Genomic DNA, 16,343 nt, shown 5'->3' with positions numbered 1-16,343 from the left:
GTGCGACACGCCGACAACGCACACGTGATCGCTACATCGGACCAACGATCAGGACAGCTGGCCCCGCTGCATCGCGTCGCGCACCTCGCCGACGAGCTCCTCGAGGATGTCCTCCAGGAACACGACCCCGACGGTCCGGCCGTCCTCGTCGACCCGCGCCAGGTGCGCCCCCGACCGCTGCATGGCCGCGAGCGCGTCCTCGACCTCGTCCTGCGGGCCGACCACCGCGAGCGCGCGGACCCGCCACGGCGGCACGGGCACGCTGCGCGAGGGGTCGTCGGCGTACAGGACGTCCTTCAGGTGCAGGTAGCCCGTCGGCACGCCTGCGTCGTCGACGACCGGGAACCTGCTGAAGCCCGTCCGGGCGACCAGCTTCTCGACGTCCTCCGGCGTGCTCCCGGCGCCGACGGTCACCAGGGCGCCGGTCCGGATCATGACGTCGGCCGCCGTGCGGTCCGAGAACTCCAGCGCACCGGCCAGGAGCCCCTGCTCGTCGTCGAGGAGGCCCTCGGCCTGCGACCGCTCGACGATGGACTGGACCTCCTGCGCGGTGAACGCGGAGGCCACCTCGTCCTTGGGCTCTACCCCGACGAGCCGCAGCGTGTGGTTGGCGACCCAGTTCAGCGCCCAGATGAGCGGGCGCACGACGCGCGCGACCCAGACCAGCGGAGGGCCGAAGAGCAGGACGGCACGGTCGGGGCCGGCGACGGCGAGGTTCTTGGGCACCATCTCGCCGAGCACGACGTGCAGGTAGACGACGATCGCGAGCGCGACGACGAACGAGATCGGGTGCGTGAGGCTCTCGCTGACGCCGAGCGCGTGCAGCGGCGCCTCGATGAGGTGGGCGATCGCGGGCTCGGCGACCACCCCGAGGCTCGTCGAGCACACCGTGATGCCCAGCTGCGCGCACGCGAGCATGAGGGAGACGTTCTCCATCGCCCACAGGACGGTCTTGGCGCGCCGGTCGCCTCCGCGGGCGAGCGGTTCGATCGCGCTGCGGCGGGCGGAGATGATGGCGAACTCGGCGCCGACGAAGAACGCGTTCGCGGCGAGCAGGAGGGCGCCGAGGACCAGCGCGACGGTCGAGCTCATGACTCGTCCTCGTCGTCGCTCTCGACCGTGCGCACGCGCACCCGCTCGACGCGGCGGCCCGCCATGGCCTCGACCTGGAGCTCGACCCGGCCGACGACGATCTGGTCGCCGGTGCTGGGGATCCGCCCCAGCTCGGACATCAGCAGCCCGCCGAGCGTCTCGTAGGGGCCGTCGGCCGGGACGTGCAGCCCGGTGACCTCCGTCAGCTCGTCGGGACGCAGGACGCCCGGCAGCAGCCACGAGCCGTCGGCGGAGCGGGTGTGGGAGGTGCGCCGGCGGTCGTGCTCGTCGGCGACGTCCCCGACGAGCTCCTCGACGACGTCCTCGAGCGTGACGACCCCGGACGTGCCGCCGTACTCGTCGACGACCACGGCCATCTGCAGGCCCAGCTCGCGCAGCTCGACCAGCAGGGGCCCCAGGTGCACGGTCTCGGGCACGCGCGGCGCCTCGACCATGAGAGCGGCCGCGGGCACGTCGGACCGGCGCTCGTACGGGACACCGATGGCGCGGCGCAGGTGCACCAGGCCGACGATGTCGTCGCTCGAGTCACCGATGACGGGGAACCGGGAGTGCCCGGTGCGGCGGGCGAGGTCGACGACGTCGGCCGCCGACTCCTCCCGGCGCACCACGACGAGCCGCAGCCGGTCCGTCATCACGTCGACGGCGGTGAGCTCGGTGAACTCGATCGAGTTGGTGAGCAGCGTCGCGGTGGACTCGTCCAGCGTGCCGACCTCCGCCGAGCGCCGCACGAGCGCGGCGAGCTCCTGCGGCGAGCGGCCTCCGGACAGCTCCTCGCGCGGCTCGACCCCGAAGCTGCGGAGCAGCGCGTTGGCGCTGCCGTTGAACGCGACGATGAGCGGGCGCAGCGCACTGGTGAACCCGCGCTGCAGCGGCGCAACCATGCGGGCCGTGGGCAGCGGGCGGCTGATCGCGAGGTTCTTCGGGATGAGCTCGCCGACGACCATCGAGAAGCCGTTGACCAGGATGATCGCCAGGATGCCCGCGACGATGCCGCCGACCACCTGACCGAGCACCGACTCCTCGAGCGGGAGCTGCAGCAGCCGCACGACGGCGGGCTGGGTGGTGTAGCCGAGGAGCACGGTGGTCAGCGTGATGCCGAGCTGGGCGCCGGAGAGCTCGGTCGACAGCCGGCGCAGCGCCTTGAGGACCGACTGGCTGCGCCGGTCGTCGGGCGAGGTCTGGCTCTCGACCAGACCCGGGTCGAGCGTCACGAGGGAGAACTCGCTGGCGACGAACACCGCGGTCCCGAGCGTGAGCAGGACGCCCAGACCGACCAGGAGCCACTCGATCAGCACGCCGTGCTGCCGTTCGGACGACCAGGCGTACGACGAGCGCCGACCCGGAGGTCGGCGCTGTTGAGGGCAGTAGAGAAGAGGAAGAGGTGGCCGGCATGGTCTCCCCCGGGCGCATCAGCCCGGGAGTGACGCCGGCAGCGACTTGAGCTGCTCATGGTGGGGACGATCATACGGGCGGCCGCACGTCTTCACACGGCCCGCCCACCAACGAAGAGTGATCGGCCCGCTGCTGTGCCACCCTGACCACATGGCGAACGTGAGCGGTGGGCCGACGACGGCGGCCGGCGGAGCTGCCGGCACCACGGTCCTGGTGGTGGAGGACGAACCGGCGATCGCGCAGGCGATCGTGCACCGGCTCTCCGCGGAGGGCTGGACGGTCGAGTCGGTCGGCGACGGGCTCGCGGGGGTCAGTGCGGCGTCGCGGCTGCGCCCGGACGTCGTGGTGCTGGACGTGATGCTCCCCGGCATCGACGGGCTCGAGGTGTGCCGGCGGATCCAGGCGGAGCGGCCGGTCCCGGTGCTGATGCTCACCGCGCGCGACGACGAGACGGACATGCTGATCGGTCTCGGCGTCGGCGCCGACGACTACATGACGAAGCCCTTCTCGATGCGCGAGCTGGTGGCCCGCACCAAGGCGCTGCTGCGCCGCACGGAGCGAGCCACGCGGGCCGCCGAGATGGCGTCCGCCGAGCAGCCCGACCCGCCGCTCGTCCTGGGTGACGTCACCGTCGACCGCGCCCAGCGGCGCGTGCTGCGCGGGGACACCGAGGTGCACCTGACCCCGACCGAGTTCGACCTGCTGCTCGCGCTGGCGGCGACACCGCGCACGGTCCTGACGCGGGAGCGTCTGCTCGCGGAGGTGTGGGACTGGGTCGACGCCAGCGGCACCCGCACGGTCGACTCCCACATCAAGGCGCTGCGCCGCAAGCTCGGCCCCGACCTGATCCGCACGGTGCACGGCGTCGGGTACGCGTTCGAGCCGAGCGACGGCAGCACGGGTGCCGGCGGGGCAAGCGTCCCCGAAGGCGCGTGAACGCACCCCGGCACGTCCGGGGCGCGTTCGCCCGCTCGCGGCTCCCGGACGTCCGGCCGCTCGACCGTCTGAGCTCGATCAAGATCAAGCTCGGCGTCCTCGTCGCCGCCACGGTCACCGCGGCCGCGTTCATCACGTGGCTGGGTCTGTACAACCACCTCGGCCCGTCCCGGACGCTGCCGATCGCGATCGCCGGCTCCCTCATCGTCACGCAGCTGCTGGCCAGGGGCATGACGTCGCCGCTGCGGGAGATGACGTACGCGGCGCGGCGCATGGCGGCGGGCGACTACAGCCGCCGGGTGCGGGCGACCAGCCTGGACGAGGTGGGCCAGCTGGCGGACGCGTTCAACACGATGGCCGACGACCTCGAGCAGGCCGACGTGTTCCGGCGCGAGCTCATCGCCAACGTCTCCCACGAGCTGCGGACCCCCGTCACCGCGCTCCAGGCCCAGCTGGAGAACATCGTCGACGGCGTCACGGAGGCGGACCCGGCGACGATGCAGGCGGCGCTGGCGCAGACCGAGCGGCTCGGCCGGCTGGTGACGTACCTCCTGGACCTGTCGCGGCTGGAGGCGGGTGACGTCCCGCTCGAGATCGCCGACGTGCGGCTGCAGGACTTCCTCGAGGAGGCGGCCGAGGGCGCGATGCTCGTCGGCGCCGCCAAGCGGCTGACCTTCCCCGTGGTCGTCGAGCCGTCGGACCTCACCGTCCCGGCCGACCCGGACCGGCTGCACCAGGTCGTCGCCAACCTGCTGCACAACGCGGTCCGGCACTCCCCCGACGACGACGAGGTCCGGCTCGAGGCGCGGCTGGTGGGGTCGGACGTGCGCATCGACGTCGTGGACCACGGCCCCGGGATCTCGCGCGAGCAGCGGCCGCACGTGTTCGAGCGGTTCGTGCGGGGCAACAACCCGGCCGTCACCGGCCAGGTCTCGACGGGTGGCACCGGCCTTGGCCTGGCGATCGTCCGGTGGGCGGTGGAGCTGCACGGCGGGCAGATCGAGGTCGCGGACACCGAGGTCGGCTGCACGATGCGCGTGACCCTCCCAGCGGTCAGCCGGACCCTGCCCTGACCTTGGGTTCTGCTCCCGTCGGAACACTAGGCTCTGGGGCCATGACGACCGACGGCACGATCCTCGTCGAGCACCTCTCCAAGTCCTTCGGCCCCGTCCGCGCCGTGGACGACCTCTCCTTCCAGGTCACCCCCGGCCGCGTCACCGGCTTCCTCGGACCGAACGGCGCCGGCAAGACCACCACCCTGCGGATGCTGCTCGGGCTCGTGCGGCCGACGTCGGGGACGGCGACGATCGGCGGGCAGACCTACAGCCAGATCCGCCGGCCCCTGCGCACCGTCGGGGCGGCGCTGGAGGCGGCGAGCTTCCACCCCGGTCGCACCGCGCTCGACCACCTGCGGCTCTACACGCCGCAGGTGGGCGTCCCCGACGCGCGTGCCGGCCAGGTGCTCGAGCTCGTGGGCCTGTCCGCCGCGGCCGACCGTCGTGTCGGCGGCTTCTCGCTCGGCATGCGCCAGCGCCTCGCCCTGGCCACCACCCTGCTGGGCGACCCCCGGGTCCTCCTGCTCGACGAGCCCGCCAACGGCCTCGACCCCGAGGGCATCCGCTGGCTGCGCGGCTTCCTGCGCATGCTCGCCGCCGAAGGGCGCACGGTGCTGGTGTCCAGCCATGTGCTGTCCGAGGTCGAGCAGACGGTCGACGACGTCGTGATCATCGCCCGCGGCCGGCTCGCGCACGCGTCCTCGCTGCCCGACCTCGCCCGCATGGCGCGCGTCCAGGTCCGCGCCGTCTCGCCCGACGCCGCCGGGCTCGCCACGCTCGTGGAGCGCTCGGCGTGGACGCGTACCGACGCGGGCGACCCGCGGGTGGCCGACCTCTGGGACGTGGACGCCGCCACGGTCGGCGCGGCCGCGTTCGCCGCGGGCGTCGAGCTGCACGAGCTGACCAGCCGAGATCCCGGGCTCGAAGGGCTGTTCCTCCAGCTGGTCGGCGCCGTCGAGACCGCCGGGGTGGCTGCCTGATGCGCGCCGCCCTGCTCACCGAGTACCGCAAGCTCGTCACCACCCGGCTCTGGTGGATCCTCCTGCTGTGCATGGCCGTCTACATGGCGTTCCTGTCCGCCGTCCTCGGCTGGGGCATCTCGCAGGGCAACGGGATGGCCAGCACGAGCCCCGGGGGGCAGGACGACCTCGCGCTCGCGCCGGACGCCGTGGTGCGAGCCGTCTACACGGTCGCCGTGACGTTCGGCTACGTGTTCCCCCTGCTGGTCGGCGCGCTCGCGGTCGCCTCCGAGTTCCGGCACCAGACCATCACCCCGACGCTGCTCGCCGAGCCGCGCCGGACGCTCCTGGTCTCGGCCAAGGTCGTCTCGGCAGGCGTCCTGGGACTCGTCTACGGCGTCGTCGGCACGCTCGCCGCCGTCGGGGCGGGTGCCGCCGTCCTGGCCCTGCTGGACCAGCCGACGTTCCTCGACCAGGCCTCGACGTGGCGGACCATCGCCCTGTCCGCGCTCGCGCTGGCCCTCTGGGCGGTCGTCGGCGTCGGCTTCGGCTCCATCCTGACCAACCAGGTCGCGGTCATCGTCGTGGTCCTCGCGTTCACGCAGTTCGTCGAGCCGGTCCTGCGGTTCGTCCTGGCGCTGACCTCGTGGGGCGCCGACGTCGCCGCGTACCTGCCGGGTGCCGCCGGGGAGGCCGTCTCGGGCGGCAGCTTCTACGCCGAGACGGGCGTCGGGTCGCTGCTCGAGTGGTGGCAGGGCGCCCTCGTGCTGCTCGCCTACGGGGTCGGTCTGGCCGCGATCGGGCGGGTGACGACGTTCCGACGGGACATCACCTGAGGCAGCCGGGTCCGGCCAGCACAACCATGACCTCGAAGGGGTCCCGACAACCTCGTCTTGAGGGGCGGCGCACGGGCACGTTGCTCCCTGTTGACCCGCGTGTGCTGACCAGGTGAAGACGCCTGTGGATCCGTCCCGAACGGCCGTCCTGAGTCGGGTCCGAGCGCGCTGAGGCCGTAGTGTTGTCGTCAACAGAAGTAGCAGTCGGACTAGCAGAGGCGCGGTCACGAACCGCAGCGGAAGTGGGCGATCCCAGCGTGACCCAGATGGCGGATCCTGACTCGACGCGTGCCGTTTTCGGCGCAAACGAGTGGCTCGTGGACGAGCTGTTCGAGCAGTACCAGAAGGACAAGAACTCGGTCGACCCGGCGTGGTGGGACTTCTTCGAGGGCTACAAGCCCGAGGAGCCCTCCACCAACGGTTCGGCCCCGGCGAACGCGACCGCCACGCCGGCCGCGCCGTCCGCGAACGGCACCCCGCGGGGGGCGACGACCGCACCGCGCGGCGCACACGCCGCCCCGGTCGCTGCGCCGACCGCGCCGCCGCCCGTGGCACCCGCGGTGCTCCCGCCCACCAAGGTCGCGCCCTTCGTGGAGCCGCCCCCGGTGACGTCGCCGATCGCGACCGCCCAGCCGGCGACCGCCCCGTACGCCCAGGTCGCCCAGCGGCCGTCCACCGCCGACGAGGCCGAGGCCGCGGACGACGTGCAGAAGCTGCGCGGTCCGGCGGCGCGCGTGGTGACCAACATGGAGGCCTCGCTCGAGGTCCCGACGGCCACGTCGGTGCGCGCCATCGCGGCCAAGCTGATGGTCGACAACCGCATCGTCATCAACAACCACCTCGCCCGTGGCCGCGGCGGCAAGATCTCGTTCACGCACCTCATCGGCTACGCGATGGTCGAGGCGCTGGCCGAGATGCCGGCGATGAACACCTCGTTCACGGTGGTCGACGACAAGCCGAGCGTCCTGACGCCCGCGCACGTGAACGTCGGCATCGCGATCGACCTGGCGAAGCCGGACGGCACGCGTCAGCTGCTCGTCCCGTCGATCAAGAAGTGCGAGACGCTGGACTTCGCCGGGTTCTGGACGGCCTACGAGGACGTCGTCCGTCGTGCACGCGGCAACAAGCTCACGGTCGACGACTTCGCGGGCACGACGATCTCGCTGACCAACCCCGGCACCATCGGGACCGTCCACTCGGTCCCGCGGCTGATGCAGGGGCAGGGCACGATCGTCGGCGTCGGCGCCATGGACTACCCCGCGGAGTTCGCGGGCACCTCCGAGGACGCACTGAACAAGATGGGCGTCTCGAAGGTGCTGACGCTCACCTCGACGTACGACCACCGGATCATCCAGGGCGCCCAGTCCGGCGACTTCCTGCGGATCATCGCGCGCAAGCTCCTCGGTGAGGACGGGTTCTACGACCGGGTCTTCGCGGCGCTGCGCGTGCCGTACGAGCCGGTCCGCTGGGTGCGCGAGTCGGCCGACCCCGACGCCGAGGCCATCAAGCCGGCGCGGATCGCCGAGCTCATCCACTCCTACCGGTCGCGTGGCCACCTCATGGCCGACACGGACCCGCTGGCCTACCGCCAGCGCAAGCACCCCGACCTGGACGTGCAGACGCACGGCCTGACGCTCTGGGACCTCGACCGCACGTTCCCGACGGGTGGCTTCGGCGGCAAGCCCCGCGCCAAGCTCCGCGAGGTGCTCGGCCTGCTGCGCGACTCGTACTGCCGCACCGTGGGCAGCGAGTACATGCACCTGCAGGACCCGCGCCAGCGCAAGTGGCTCCAGGAGCGGCTCGAGTCCGGGTACGCCCGCACCCCGCGCGAGGACCAGCTGCGCATCCTGCGCCGGCTCAACGCGGCGGAGGCCTTCGAGACCTTCCTGCAGACGAAGTACGTCGGCCAGAAGCGGTTCTCGCTGGAGGGCGGCGAGTCGGTCATCGCCCTGCTGGACGCGATCCTGTCCAAGGCCGCGAACAGCGGTCTCGACGAGGTCGGCATCGGCATGGCCCACCGTGGCCGGCTGAACATCCTGGCGAACATCGCGGGCAAGTCCTACGCGCAGATCTTCAGCGAGTTCGAGGGCAACCAGGACCCCAAGTCGGTCCAGGGCTCGGGCGACGTGAAGTACCACCTGGGCACGGAGGGCACGTTCACCGCGGAGTCCGGCGCGACGACCGCGGTGTACCTGGCGGCCAACCCCTCGCACCTCGAGGCGGTGGACCCGGTGCTCGAGGGCATCGTGCGCGCCAAGCAGGACCGCATCGACCTCGGTGGCGACGGCTTCTCGGTGCTGCCGATCCTCATCCACGGCGACGCGGCGTTCGCGGGGCAGGGCGTCGTGTTCGAGACGCTCAACCTGGCGCAGCTGCGCGGGTACCGCACCGGCGGCACCATCCACGTCATCATCAACAACCAGGTCGGCTTCACCACGGGCCCGTCCTCGTCGCGCTCGTCGCAGTACGCGACCGACGTGGCCAAGGGCCTGCAGGTGCCGATCTTCCACGTCAACGGGGACGACCCCGAGGCGTGCGTGCGGGTGGCCGAGCTGGCGTTCGAGTACCGCGAGCAGTTCGACCGTGACGTCATCATCGACATGGTCTGCTACCGCCGCCGCGGCCACAACGAGGGCGACGACCCGTCGATGACGCAGCCGCTCATGTACAACCTCATCGAGGCGAAGCGCTCGGTGCGCAAGCTCTACACCGAGACCCTGGTGGCGCGCGGCGACCTGACGATCTCCGACGCCGAGCAGGCGCTGCAGGACTACCAGCAGCAGCTCGAGCGGGTGTTCACGGAGACGCGCGAGGACGGCTACACGCCGGCCCCGCCGGAGGCCGAGGCCGTCAAGGGCCTGGAGCGCCCGGAGTCGCAGCTCGAGGACGCGGGCGTGATGGTCGGCTGGAAGACCGCCGTCGACGCCGCCACCCTGGAGCGCATCGGCCGCGCGCACGTGCGCCCGCCGGAGGGTTTCACGGTCCACCCGAAGCTGGCGCAGCTGCTGGCCAAGCGTGAGGCGATGTCCCGCGAGGGCGGCATCGACTGGGGCTACGGCGAGCTGCTGGCGTTCGGCTCGCTGCTGGTGGAGGGCACACCCGTCCGGCTCGCCGGGCAGGACTCGCGCCGCGGCACGTTCGTGCAGCGGCACGCGGTCATGCACGACCGCGACACCGGCGCCGAGTGGACGCCCCTGCTGTACCTGTCGGCCGACCAGGCGAAGTTCTGGGTCTACGACTCGTCGCTGTCGGAGTACGCAGCCCTCGGGTTCGAGTACGGGTACTCGGTCGAGCGTCCGGACGCCCTCGTGCTCTGGGAGGCGCAGTTCGGCGACTTCGTCAACGGCGCCCAGACGATCATCGACGAGTTCATCTCGTCGGCCGAGCAGAAGTGGGCGCAGCGCTCGTCGGTCGTGCTCCTGCTCCCCCACGGGTACGAGGGCCAGGGCCCGGACCACTCGTCGGCGCGCATCGAGCGGTTCCTCCAGCTCGCGGCCGAGGACAACATGACGATCGCGCAGCCGTCGACGCCCGCGTCGCACTTCCACCTGCTGCGCCGTCAGGCGTACGACCGCCCGCGTCGTCCGCTCGTGGTGTTCACCCCGAAGTCGATGCTCCGCCTGAAGTCGGCGTCGTCGGACGTCGAGGAGTTCACCTCGGGGACGTTCCGGACGGTCATCGGTGACGATCTCGCGGCCGCGAAGGCCGGGCAGGTCACCCGCGTGCTGCTCTGCTCGGGCAAGGTCTACTGGGACCTGCTCGCGCACCGCGTGAAGACCGGCGACGAGCACACGGCGATCATCCGGCTGGAGCAGCTCTACCCGCTGGACGCCGAGGCAGCCCGTGCCGCGGTCGCGCCGTTCGACGGCGCCGAGCTGGTGTGGGTGCAGGACGAGCCGCGCAACCAGGGTCCGTGGACGTTCCTGTCCATGCACCTGCCGCAGCTGCTGAACCGCACGCTGCGCGTGGTCTCCCGCAAGGAGTCCGCGTCACCGGCCGCAGGGTCCGCCAAGAAGCACCAGGCCCAGCAGGCGAACCTCGTCGAGACCGCCTTCGCGCGCTGACGACACGCTGACCGAGAGCCGCATCCCGACGGGGTGCGGCTCTCGGCGCGTCAGGAGACCGGTGCGGGCGCGAACGTCCTGCGGTAGGCCTGCGGGCTGGTGCCGAGCGTCCGGGCGAAGTGGTGCCGCAGCACGGAGGCGGTGCCGAAGCCGCACAGCCGCGCGATCTCCTCGATGCTCGCGTCGGACCGTTCGAGCATCTCCTGGGCGCGCACGACCCGCTGCCGGGTGACCCACGCTGCCGGCGTGGTCCCGGTCTCCGCGCGGAACCGGCGGGCGAACGTCCGCTCGGAGACGAACGCGCGGGCCGCCAGGTCGGGCACGCTGAGCTCCTCCTCGAGGTTCTCCACCATCCAGGCGAGCAGCGGGGCCAGGGTGTCGGCGTCGCACGGCAGCGGCGTGTCGACGTACTGCGCCTGGCCGCCGTCGCGGTGCGGCGGCACGACCATCCGGCGGGCGATCGCCGACGCGGCGGTGGCGCCGAGCTCACGGCGCACGAGGTGCAGGCACGCGTCGATCCCGGCCGCGGTGCCCGCGCTGGTGATCACCCGGTCGTCGTCGACGTAGAGCACGGCGGGGTTGACCCGCGCCTGCGGGAACGTCCGGCCCAGCTCGTCGGTGTACATCCAGTGCGTGGTGCACTGGCGGCCGTCGAGCAGTCCCGCCTGACCCAGCGCGAAGGAGCCGCTGCAGATGCTCAGCACCCACGCACCGCGCGCGTGGGCGTCCCGCAAGGCGTCGAGCACCACCTCGGGCACCGGCCCGGAGCTGCCGTACGCGGGCACGATGACCAGGTCGACGTCGCGCGTCGCCTCCAGGCCGTGCTCGACGACGATCGAGAAGTAGCCGGCGTCCTTGGTCTTCACGATGCCGGGCTCGATGCCGCAGATGGTGAAGTCGAACGCGGGTCCGCCGGTGTCACGGCGGTCGATGCCGAAGACCTCGCACGCGACCCCCAGCTCGAAGGGCGCGACGTTCGGCAGGACGATGACGGCGACGGATCGGAGCATGCGGCCAGCATCCGACGTCGCTTGGCGGAATGTCAACGGTCACCGTCAGTTCTGCCACTCGTGGCGCGTTATCAACGAGCATAGATTTTCAGCCATGACCACCTTCTGGATCGTCCTCGCACTCGTCGCAGCGGCCTGGCTGGTCGCCCGCCTGGTCGTCACGCTGCGCCACGACGGACTCGGCAGCGCCCAGCCGCCCACGTCCCACGCCGACTGGTCCTCCGACCTGCCGAGCCACCCGTACCGCAGCGCCTGACAGCTCGCCGCCGTTCACACGTTCCCCCCACGACAGGCCCGCCGATGAACCCGCGGCCGTCGTCGCACCCTGAGACACTGTGCGACGACGGCCGTCACCCGGCGGCCCGTCGGGGTCGGACGGCGAGAGGTGACGCACGTGGGAGAGCTGCCGCTGCGACTGGCGGTGGTCGGTGACGAGCTCGTCGCCGGGGCAGGCGACCCCAAGGGCCTGGGCTGGGTCGGCCGCGTGACGGCCCGCACGCCCACCCCGGAGCCGCTCACCGTCCTGACGCTCGCCGTGCCCGGTGAGACCACCACGGGGCTGGGCGCCCGCTGGGACGACGAGGCCTCGCGCCGCTGGTCGCCCGACACGGACAACCGCCTGGTGGTCGCCCTTGGTCGCGCCGACGCCGCCGCCGGGCTCTCCCTGGCGCGCAGCCGGCTCAACCTCGCGAACATCCTCGACGTGGCCGAGCAGCGCCGGATCCCCGCATTCGTCGTCGGCCCCCCGCCGGGCGCCACGGCGGACAGCGAGAAGCTTGCCGACCTGTCCGCGGCGTTCGCGGACGTGGCCGCCCGACGGCGAGTGCCGTTCGTGGACACCTACACGCCGCTGGCCGCGCACGACCAGTGGCTGGGCGACCTGGCCGCCGGTGACGGCGTCCTGCCCGGTCAGGCCGGGTACGGCCTGATGGCCTGGCTGGTGCTGCACACCGGCTGGCACGCCTGGCTCGGCCTCCCCGACGACGGCGCCTGACGGCCCGACCGTCCGACGATCGGGCCGTCACGCCGTCACCGCAGGGTGCCTCGCACCGCGGTCAGCGCCGAGTCCAGGACGGTGCGCAGCGTGTCGAGCGTGAGCTGTTCGACCTTCCCGCCGGCGTCGGCCCGACGCAGGTCCGCCCGGATCTCGTCGCGGAACCGGCTGATCATGGCCTCGGCGTCCATGTACCGCACGTGCGACGCGAGCCGCGGGTCGTCCGGCGCCATCCCGGACTGGTGCGGGACCGCCGACGCCCGAGCCTGCTGGGCGGCCGCCGCGAGATCGGCGCGCAGCCCGCGCATGGAGCCGCGGACGTCCTCGCGCACCTGCGCGGCACGTTCCCGGACCGACTCCGCGATGCCCTCCTCGAGGTGGCTCAGCTCGGCCCGGCGCGCGTCGAGCTCGGCGTAGCCGGCCTCCGTGAGCGCGTACGTGCTCTTGCGCTCCTCGTCGACCCGCTGCACCAGGCCTTCCTCCTCGAGGCGGGCGAGGCGTGGGTAGACCGTGCCCGGGCTGGGCCGGTAGGTGCCGCCGAAGCGGTCCGAGAGCGCGGTGATGAGCTCGTAGCCGTGCTTGGGGCCGCTCTCGAGGAGCGACAGCAGGTAGAGGCGCAGCTGTCCGTGCGCGAAGACGGGCGCCATCATCACGCGACCCCGGTCCCGGCACCGCGCAGCACCGTCAGGTGCCCGGAGACCGTGCTGGCCGAGACGAAGCACGCTCCGTCGCCGGTGCGCAGGTCGACCTTCCGGTGACCCGGCGTCGTGCCCTTGTACTCCTCGCCGTCCACGACGAGACGCCCCGACACCGACTGGCCCTTGACCTGCACGCCCTTGCCCTCGGGCAGCCGGACCGTGACGTCCCCCGAGACGGTCGTCGCGGTCACGCTCGACGTCCCGGAGGTCACGTCGAAGGTCAATGAGCCCGAGACGGAGTTGGCCTGCACCAGGCTGAGCTCCCCGGACGCGGCGAGCTCGCCGGAGACCGTGTTGAGCTTGAGGTCACCGCGGTGGTCGCGGACGACGATCTCGCCGGACACCGTGTTCGCGCCGAGGCGTCCGCGGGTGCCGTCGGTGATGAGCGTGCCGGACACCGTGGACACGGACGCGTCCTGCTCGATCCCCGCCAGGAGGCCGTCGGCCGAGACCGTGCCCACCTTCGCGTGGACCTCCCGCGGCACGGCGATGTGGACGTCGGCCCGGTCCTTGCCGCTGAAGTTCCGGAACTTCTCCAGGAACCCGTCCCAGCCGCCCAGCGTGAACTGGTAACCCACCCGGAGCTCTCCGTCACCGGACAGGCTGACCTCCAGGGGCCGGCCGTCGACGGCGTGCACCTCGATCCGTGCACCGGGCCCGTCGTGCGCGACGACGTCGACGCGACCGCCGGCCAGCTGGACGCGCAGGCTGGTGATCGACTCGATCTCGATGATCTGCGGGCCGGCGACGACCCAGGACTCGCTTGCCATGACGCTCTCCTCATTCGCGATATATCTCGTTCCGTCGAACACGTTATATCGCGTTCCGACAGGATGCAATATCTCACGACATATCGCGTCTGCGGGAACGAGACGAGCCCGCGACCGGGGTGGTCGCGGGCTCGTCTCGACGGGCGGGTGGGTGGGGTCAGGAGACCAGGCCGGCCTGCCGCAGCTCGACGGTGAGGTCGTGCGGGCTGGTGGAGGCGGAGAGCGCCTCGTCGTAGGTGATGATGTCGTCCCGCACCAGCTCGAACAGGTGCTGGTCGAACGTCTGCATCTTGTAGAAGTCGCCCTCCTTGATCAGGTCGATCAGGGGCGGGGCGTCCTCGGGGTCCAGGATCGCCTCACGCGTCCGGCCGGTGTTGATCATGACCTCGATCGCGGGCCGCCGGCCGGTGCCGTTGGCCAGCCGGACCAGACGCTGGGACACGATGCCGCGCAGCGCCTGCGCGAGCGCGATGCGGACCTGCTTCTGCTCGTGCGGCGGGAAGAAGTCGATGATGCGGTTGATCGTCTCGGCCGCGTCGATCGTGTGCAGCGTCGACAGGACGAGGTGGCCGGTCTCGGCGGCGGACAGCGCCGCGCGCACGGTCTCGACGTCACGCATCTCGCCGACCAGGATCACGTCGGGGTCCTGCCGCATCGCGGCGCGCAGCGCGACCGTGAAGTCGGCGGTGTCCTGGCGGACCTCGCGCTGCGACACGATCGACTTCTTGTCCTGGTGCAGGATCTCGATCGGGTCCTCGATGGTGACGATGTTGACCTCACGCAGCGTGTTGATGAGGTCGACCATCGACGCCAGCGTCGTCGTCTTGCCCGACCCGGTGGGCCCGGTCACCAGGACCAGCCCGCGGGGCTCCAGGGCCAGCTCGCCGATGACCTCGGGCAGTGCGAGCTCGGCCAGCGCCTGGGCGCCCACGGCGACCCGCCGGAAGACCATGCCGTACGTGCCGCGCGCCTGGTAGGCGTTGACGCGGAACCGGCCGACGCCGGAGACCGAGTAGGCGAAGTCCGCCTCGTGGTGCTCACGGAACGTGTCGACCAGGTCGTCGGGGAGGACCTCCTCGAGCATCCGCTCGGTGTCCGCAGGCTTGAGGTCGGGCACCTGCAGCTTGCGCAGCCGCCCGTCGACACGCACGCGAGGCGCGGACCCGACCTTGCAGTGCAGGTCGGAGCCGCCCGTGCTCGCGAGGGCGTGCAGGAACGGGATGACGGACTGTGTCGGCTGGCTCACGCACTGGATATCGGACGTCAGCACCCCGCACTTGAGGACACGAGAGATGTGGGACGATGGAGACGAGTCCGGCGAGCAGCACGGGCGCCGACCCCCCGTACGTCGACGAAGGAAGATCCCATGAGCAAGCGAGGCCGCAAGCGCCGTTCCCGCAAGGGCAGCGCCGCGAACCACGGCAACCGTCCCAACGCCTGAGCGTTGCGCGACTGAGTGTCAGAAGGCCCGGAGCAGCAGCTGCTGCACCGGGCCTTCGTCATTCGCTCAGTCCTGGGTGATCCGCATGACCGTGAGCTGCTCGTGGATCTTCAACCGCAAGCCGTCCGGCGCCGCCTCCTGGCACCCGCGCTTCACGATCGTCTTGACCACGACGTCGACGTCGTACTCCTCGAGGCACCCCTCGCACTCGGCCAGGTGCGCCCGCACGGTCTCGGCGTCGGGGGCGCCCAGCTCGGCGTCCAGGTACTCCCACAACCGGTCGAGCGCGTCGGCACAGTTGTTCCCGCAGTTGCCGGCCGTGGCCGACGGGTCGTTCTCGTTCATCGTTCGCCCTCCGGCGCGGTCGGGGCCGCCGCGACCAGACCACGCCCCCGCGCGTAGTCCGACAGCATCTCGCGCAGCTGCGCGCGGCCGCGGTGCAGACGGGACATCACGGTCCCGATCGGCGTCCCCATGATCTCGGCGATCTCCTTGTACGCGAAGCCCTCGACGTCGGCGAGGTACACCGCGATCCGGAACTCCTCCGGGAGACGCTGCAGCGCGTCCTTGATGTCGGAGTCCGGGAGGTGGTCGAGCGCCTCGGCCTCGGCAGACCGCAAGCCCCTCGACGTGTGCGACTCGGCGCGGGCCAGCTGCCAGTCCTCGATCTCCTCGGACCGGGACTGCTGGGGCTCGCGCTGCTTCTTGCGGTACGAGTTGATGTACGTGTTGGTCAGGATGCGGTAGAGCCACGCCTTGAGGTTGGTGCCCGGCCGGTACTGGTGGAACGCCGCGAACGCCTTGGCGAACGTCTCCTGCACCAGGTCCTCGGCGTCGGCCGGGTTGCGCGTCATGCGCAGGGCAGCGCCGTACAGCTGGTCCAGGTAGACCAGCGCCTCCGCCTCGAACCTCTCGGTCCGTGCCGCGTCGTCCTCGGCCTCAGGCGCGCGGTTCGTGTCCTCGCTCATCGCGGTCGAGCCTAGCCCCGCAGCCTGGGGACCACCGACCGGCGTGGTCCACGCCACATCCACCCGCGACGACTGCATCTGCGCGAGGGCCTGGGGCGGAAGAGTGT

The 16,343-nt window shown here is 71.8% G+C and carries 16 protein-coding genes; 8 read left to right on the top strand and 8 right to left on the bottom strand.

Going from position 1 to position 16,343, the window contains the following annotated elements:
* Window positions 1-48 precede the first annotated feature (48 nt).
* Together ASD16_RS17710 and ASD16_RS17705 are read right to left on the bottom strand one after the other, a co-directional pair.
* On the bottom strand, window positions 49-1,092 hold the full coding sequence (locus ASD16_RS17710) for a hemolysin family protein (protein ID WP_055920814.1): 1,044 nt from the start codon (window positions 1,090-1,092) through the stop codon (window positions 49-51).
* Window positions 1,089-2,408, bottom strand: coding sequence for a hemolysin family protein (locus tag ASD16_RS17705; RefSeq protein ID WP_055920811.1), 1,320 nt, complete (start codon window positions 2,406-2,408; stop codon window positions 1,089-1,091). The genes ASD16_RS17710 and ASD16_RS17705 overlap by 4 nt, the downstream gene beginning before the upstream one ends.
* A 247-nt stretch (window positions 2,409-2,655) precedes the next feature.
* Between ASD16_RS17705 and ASD16_RS17700 the strand changes: the two genes are divergently transcribed.
* The 5 genes from ASD16_RS17700 (at window position 2,656) to ASD16_RS17680 (ending at window position 10,355) form a co-directional block, all read left to right on the top strand.
* The gene (locus tag ASD16_RS17700; protein WP_055921659.1) at window positions 2,656-3,441 is read left to right on the top strand and encodes a response regulator transcription factor; all 786 of its coding nucleotides are present in this window, start codon (window positions 2,656-2,658) and stop codon (window positions 3,439-3,441) included.
* Window positions 3,438-4,514 (top strand): cell wall metabolism sensor histidine kinase WalK, encoded by a 1,077-nt coding sequence (locus tag ASD16_RS17695; protein WP_055920808.1) that lies wholly within the window; start codon window positions 3,438-3,440, stop codon window positions 4,512-4,514. The genes ASD16_RS17700 and ASD16_RS17695 overlap by 4 nt, the downstream gene beginning before the upstream one ends.
* A gap of 41 nt (window positions 4,515-4,555) precedes the next feature.
* The gene (locus tag ASD16_RS17690) at window positions 4,556-5,476 is read left to right on the top strand and encodes an ATP-binding cassette domain-containing protein (protein ID WP_055920805.1); all 921 of its coding nucleotides are present in this window, start codon (window positions 4,556-4,558) and stop codon (window positions 5,474-5,476) included.
* A complete protein-coding gene (locus tag ASD16_RS17685) occupies window positions 5,476-6,291 on the top strand; it encodes an ABC transporter permease (protein WP_055920802.1) in 816 nt (271 codons plus the stop codon). The genes ASD16_RS17690 and ASD16_RS17685 overlap by 1 nt, the downstream gene beginning before the upstream one ends.
* Before the next feature lie 266 nt (window positions 6,292-6,557).
* On the top strand, window positions 6,558-10,355 hold the full coding sequence (locus ASD16_RS17680; protein WP_055921657.1) for a multifunctional oxoglutarate decarboxylase/oxoglutarate dehydrogenase thiamine pyrophosphate-binding subunit/dihydrolipoyllysine-residue succinyltransferase subunit: 3,798 nt from the start codon (window positions 6,558-6,560) through the stop codon (window positions 10,353-10,355).
* A gap of 50 nt (window positions 10,356-10,405) precedes the next feature.
* Here the strand turns inward: ASD16_RS17680 and ASD16_RS17675 are convergent, their stop codons facing one another.
* A complete protein-coding gene (locus ASD16_RS17675) occupies window positions 10,406-11,365 on the bottom strand; it encodes a GlxA family transcriptional regulator (protein WP_055920799.1) in 960 nt (319 codons plus the stop codon).
* A 94-nt stretch (window positions 11,366-11,459) separates the two neighbouring features.
* Between ASD16_RS17675 and ASD16_RS21855 the strand changes: the two genes are divergently transcribed.
* Both ASD16_RS21855 and ASD16_RS17670 read left to right on the top strand, forming a co-directional pair.
* Window positions 11,460-11,621: a hypothetical protein gene (locus tag ASD16_RS21855; protein ID WP_157454011.1), complete on the top strand. Its 162-nt coding sequence runs from the start codon at window positions 11,460-11,462 to the stop codon at window positions 11,619-11,621.
* 138 nt (window positions 11,622-11,759) lie between these two features.
* On the top strand, window positions 11,760-12,359 hold the full coding sequence (locus ASD16_RS17670; RefSeq protein ID WP_055920795.1) for a GDSL-type esterase/lipase family protein: 600 nt from the start codon (window positions 11,760-11,762) through the stop codon (window positions 12,357-12,359).
* Between the two features lie 35 nt (window positions 12,360-12,394).
* Here the strand turns inward: ASD16_RS17670 and ASD16_RS17665 are convergent, their stop codons facing one another.
* The 3 genes from ASD16_RS17665 to ASD16_RS17655 all read right to left on the bottom strand — a co-directional run bounded on the left by ASD16_RS17665 (window position 12,395) and on the right by ASD16_RS17655 (window position 15,073).
* Window positions 12,395-13,006, bottom strand: a complete 612-nt coding sequence (locus tag ASD16_RS17665; protein ID WP_055920792.1) for a PadR family transcriptional regulator — start codon at window positions 13,004-13,006, stop codon at window positions 12,395-12,397.
* A 2-nt stretch (window positions 13,007-13,008) separates the two neighbouring features.
* The gene (locus ASD16_RS17660; RefSeq protein ID WP_055920789.1) at window positions 13,009-13,827 is read right to left on the bottom strand and encodes a DUF4097 family beta strand repeat-containing protein; all 819 of its coding nucleotides are present in this window, start codon (window positions 13,825-13,827) and stop codon (window positions 13,009-13,011) included.
* A 157-nt stretch (window positions 13,828-13,984) separates the two neighbouring features.
* A complete protein-coding gene (locus ASD16_RS17655) occupies window positions 13,985-15,073 on the bottom strand; it encodes a type IV pilus twitching motility protein PilT (RefSeq protein WP_055920786.1) in 1,089 nt (362 codons plus the stop codon).
* A gap of 120 nt (window positions 15,074-15,193) precedes the next feature.
* On the opposite strand from ASD16_RS17655, the gene ASD16_RS22470 reads away from it, so the two are divergent.
* Window positions 15,194-15,268: a 50S ribosomal protein bL37 gene (locus tag ASD16_RS22470; protein WP_155859599.1), complete on the top strand. Its 75-nt coding sequence runs from the start codon at window positions 15,194-15,196 to the stop codon at window positions 15,266-15,268.
* 66 nt (window positions 15,269-15,334) lie between these two features.
* Here the strand turns inward: ASD16_RS22470 and rsrA are convergent, their stop codons facing one another.
* Window positions 15,335-15,613, bottom strand: coding sequence for a mycothiol system anti-sigma-R factor (gene rsrA, locus ASD16_RS17650; RefSeq protein WP_055920783.1), 279 nt, complete (start codon window positions 15,611-15,613; stop codon window positions 15,335-15,337).
* The gene (locus ASD16_RS17645; RefSeq protein ID WP_055921653.1) at window positions 15,610-16,314 is read right to left on the bottom strand and encodes a sigma-70 family RNA polymerase sigma factor; all 705 of its coding nucleotides are present in this window, start codon (window positions 16,312-16,314) and stop codon (window positions 15,610-15,612) included. Before ASD16_RS17645 ends, rsrA begins: the two co-directional genes overlap by 4 nt.
* Window positions 16,315-16,343 lie beyond the last annotated feature (29 nt).

Source organism: Cellulomonas sp. Root485, assembly GCF_001426705.1.
Classification (GTDB): domain Bacteria; phylum Actinomycetota; class Actinomycetes; order Actinomycetales; family Cellulomonadaceae; genus Cellulomonas.
This window is presented reverse-complemented; position numbering and strand designations above follow the sequence as displayed.

What these genes read in the sequence shown, in the direction of transcription:
- ASD16_RS17710 (WP_055920814.1), bottom strand. Translation starts at nt 1,092, where the DNA reads ATGAGCTCGACCGTCGCGCTGGTCCTCGGCGCCCTCCTGCTCGCCGCG.
- ASD16_RS17700 (WP_055921659.1), top strand. Translation starts at nt 2,656, where the DNA reads ATGGCGAACGTGAGCGGTGGGCCGACGACGGCGGCCGGCGGAGCTGCC.
- ASD16_RS17690 (WP_055920805.1), top strand. Translation starts at nt 4,556, where the DNA reads ATGACGACCGACGGCACGATCCTCGTCGAGCACCTCTCCAAGTCCTTC.
- ASD16_RS17685 (WP_055920802.1), top strand. Translation starts at nt 5,476, where the DNA reads ATGCGCGCCGCCCTGCTCACCGAGTACCGCAAGCTCGTCACCACCCGG.
- ASD16_RS17680 (WP_055921657.1), top strand. Translation starts at nt 6,558, where the DNA reads ATGGCGGATCCTGACTCGACGCGTGCCGTTTTCGGCGCAAACGAGTGG.
- ASD16_RS17675 (WP_055920799.1), bottom strand. Translation starts at nt 11,365, where the DNA reads ATGCTCCGATCCGTCGCCGTCATCGTCCTGCCGAACGTCGCGCCCTTC.
- ASD16_RS21855 (WP_157454011.1), top strand. Translation starts at nt 11,460, where the DNA reads ATGACCACCTTCTGGATCGTCCTCGCACTCGTCGCAGCGGCCTGGCTG.
- ASD16_RS17665 (WP_055920792.1), bottom strand. Translation starts at nt 13,006, where the DNA reads ATGGCGCCCGTCTTCGCGCACGGACAGCTGCGCCTCTACCTGCTGTCG.
- ASD16_RS17660 (WP_055920789.1), bottom strand. Translation starts at nt 13,827, where the DNA reads ATGGCAAGCGAGTCCTGGGTCGTCGCCGGCCCGCAGATCATCGAGATC.
- rsrA (WP_055920783.1), bottom strand. Translation starts at nt 15,613, where the DNA reads ATGAACGAGAACGACCCGTCGGCCACGGCCGGCAACTGCGGGAACAAC.
- ASD16_RS17645 (WP_055921653.1), bottom strand. Translation starts at nt 16,314, where the DNA reads ATGCAGTCGTCGCGGGTGGATGTGGCGTGGACCACGCCGGTCGGTGGT.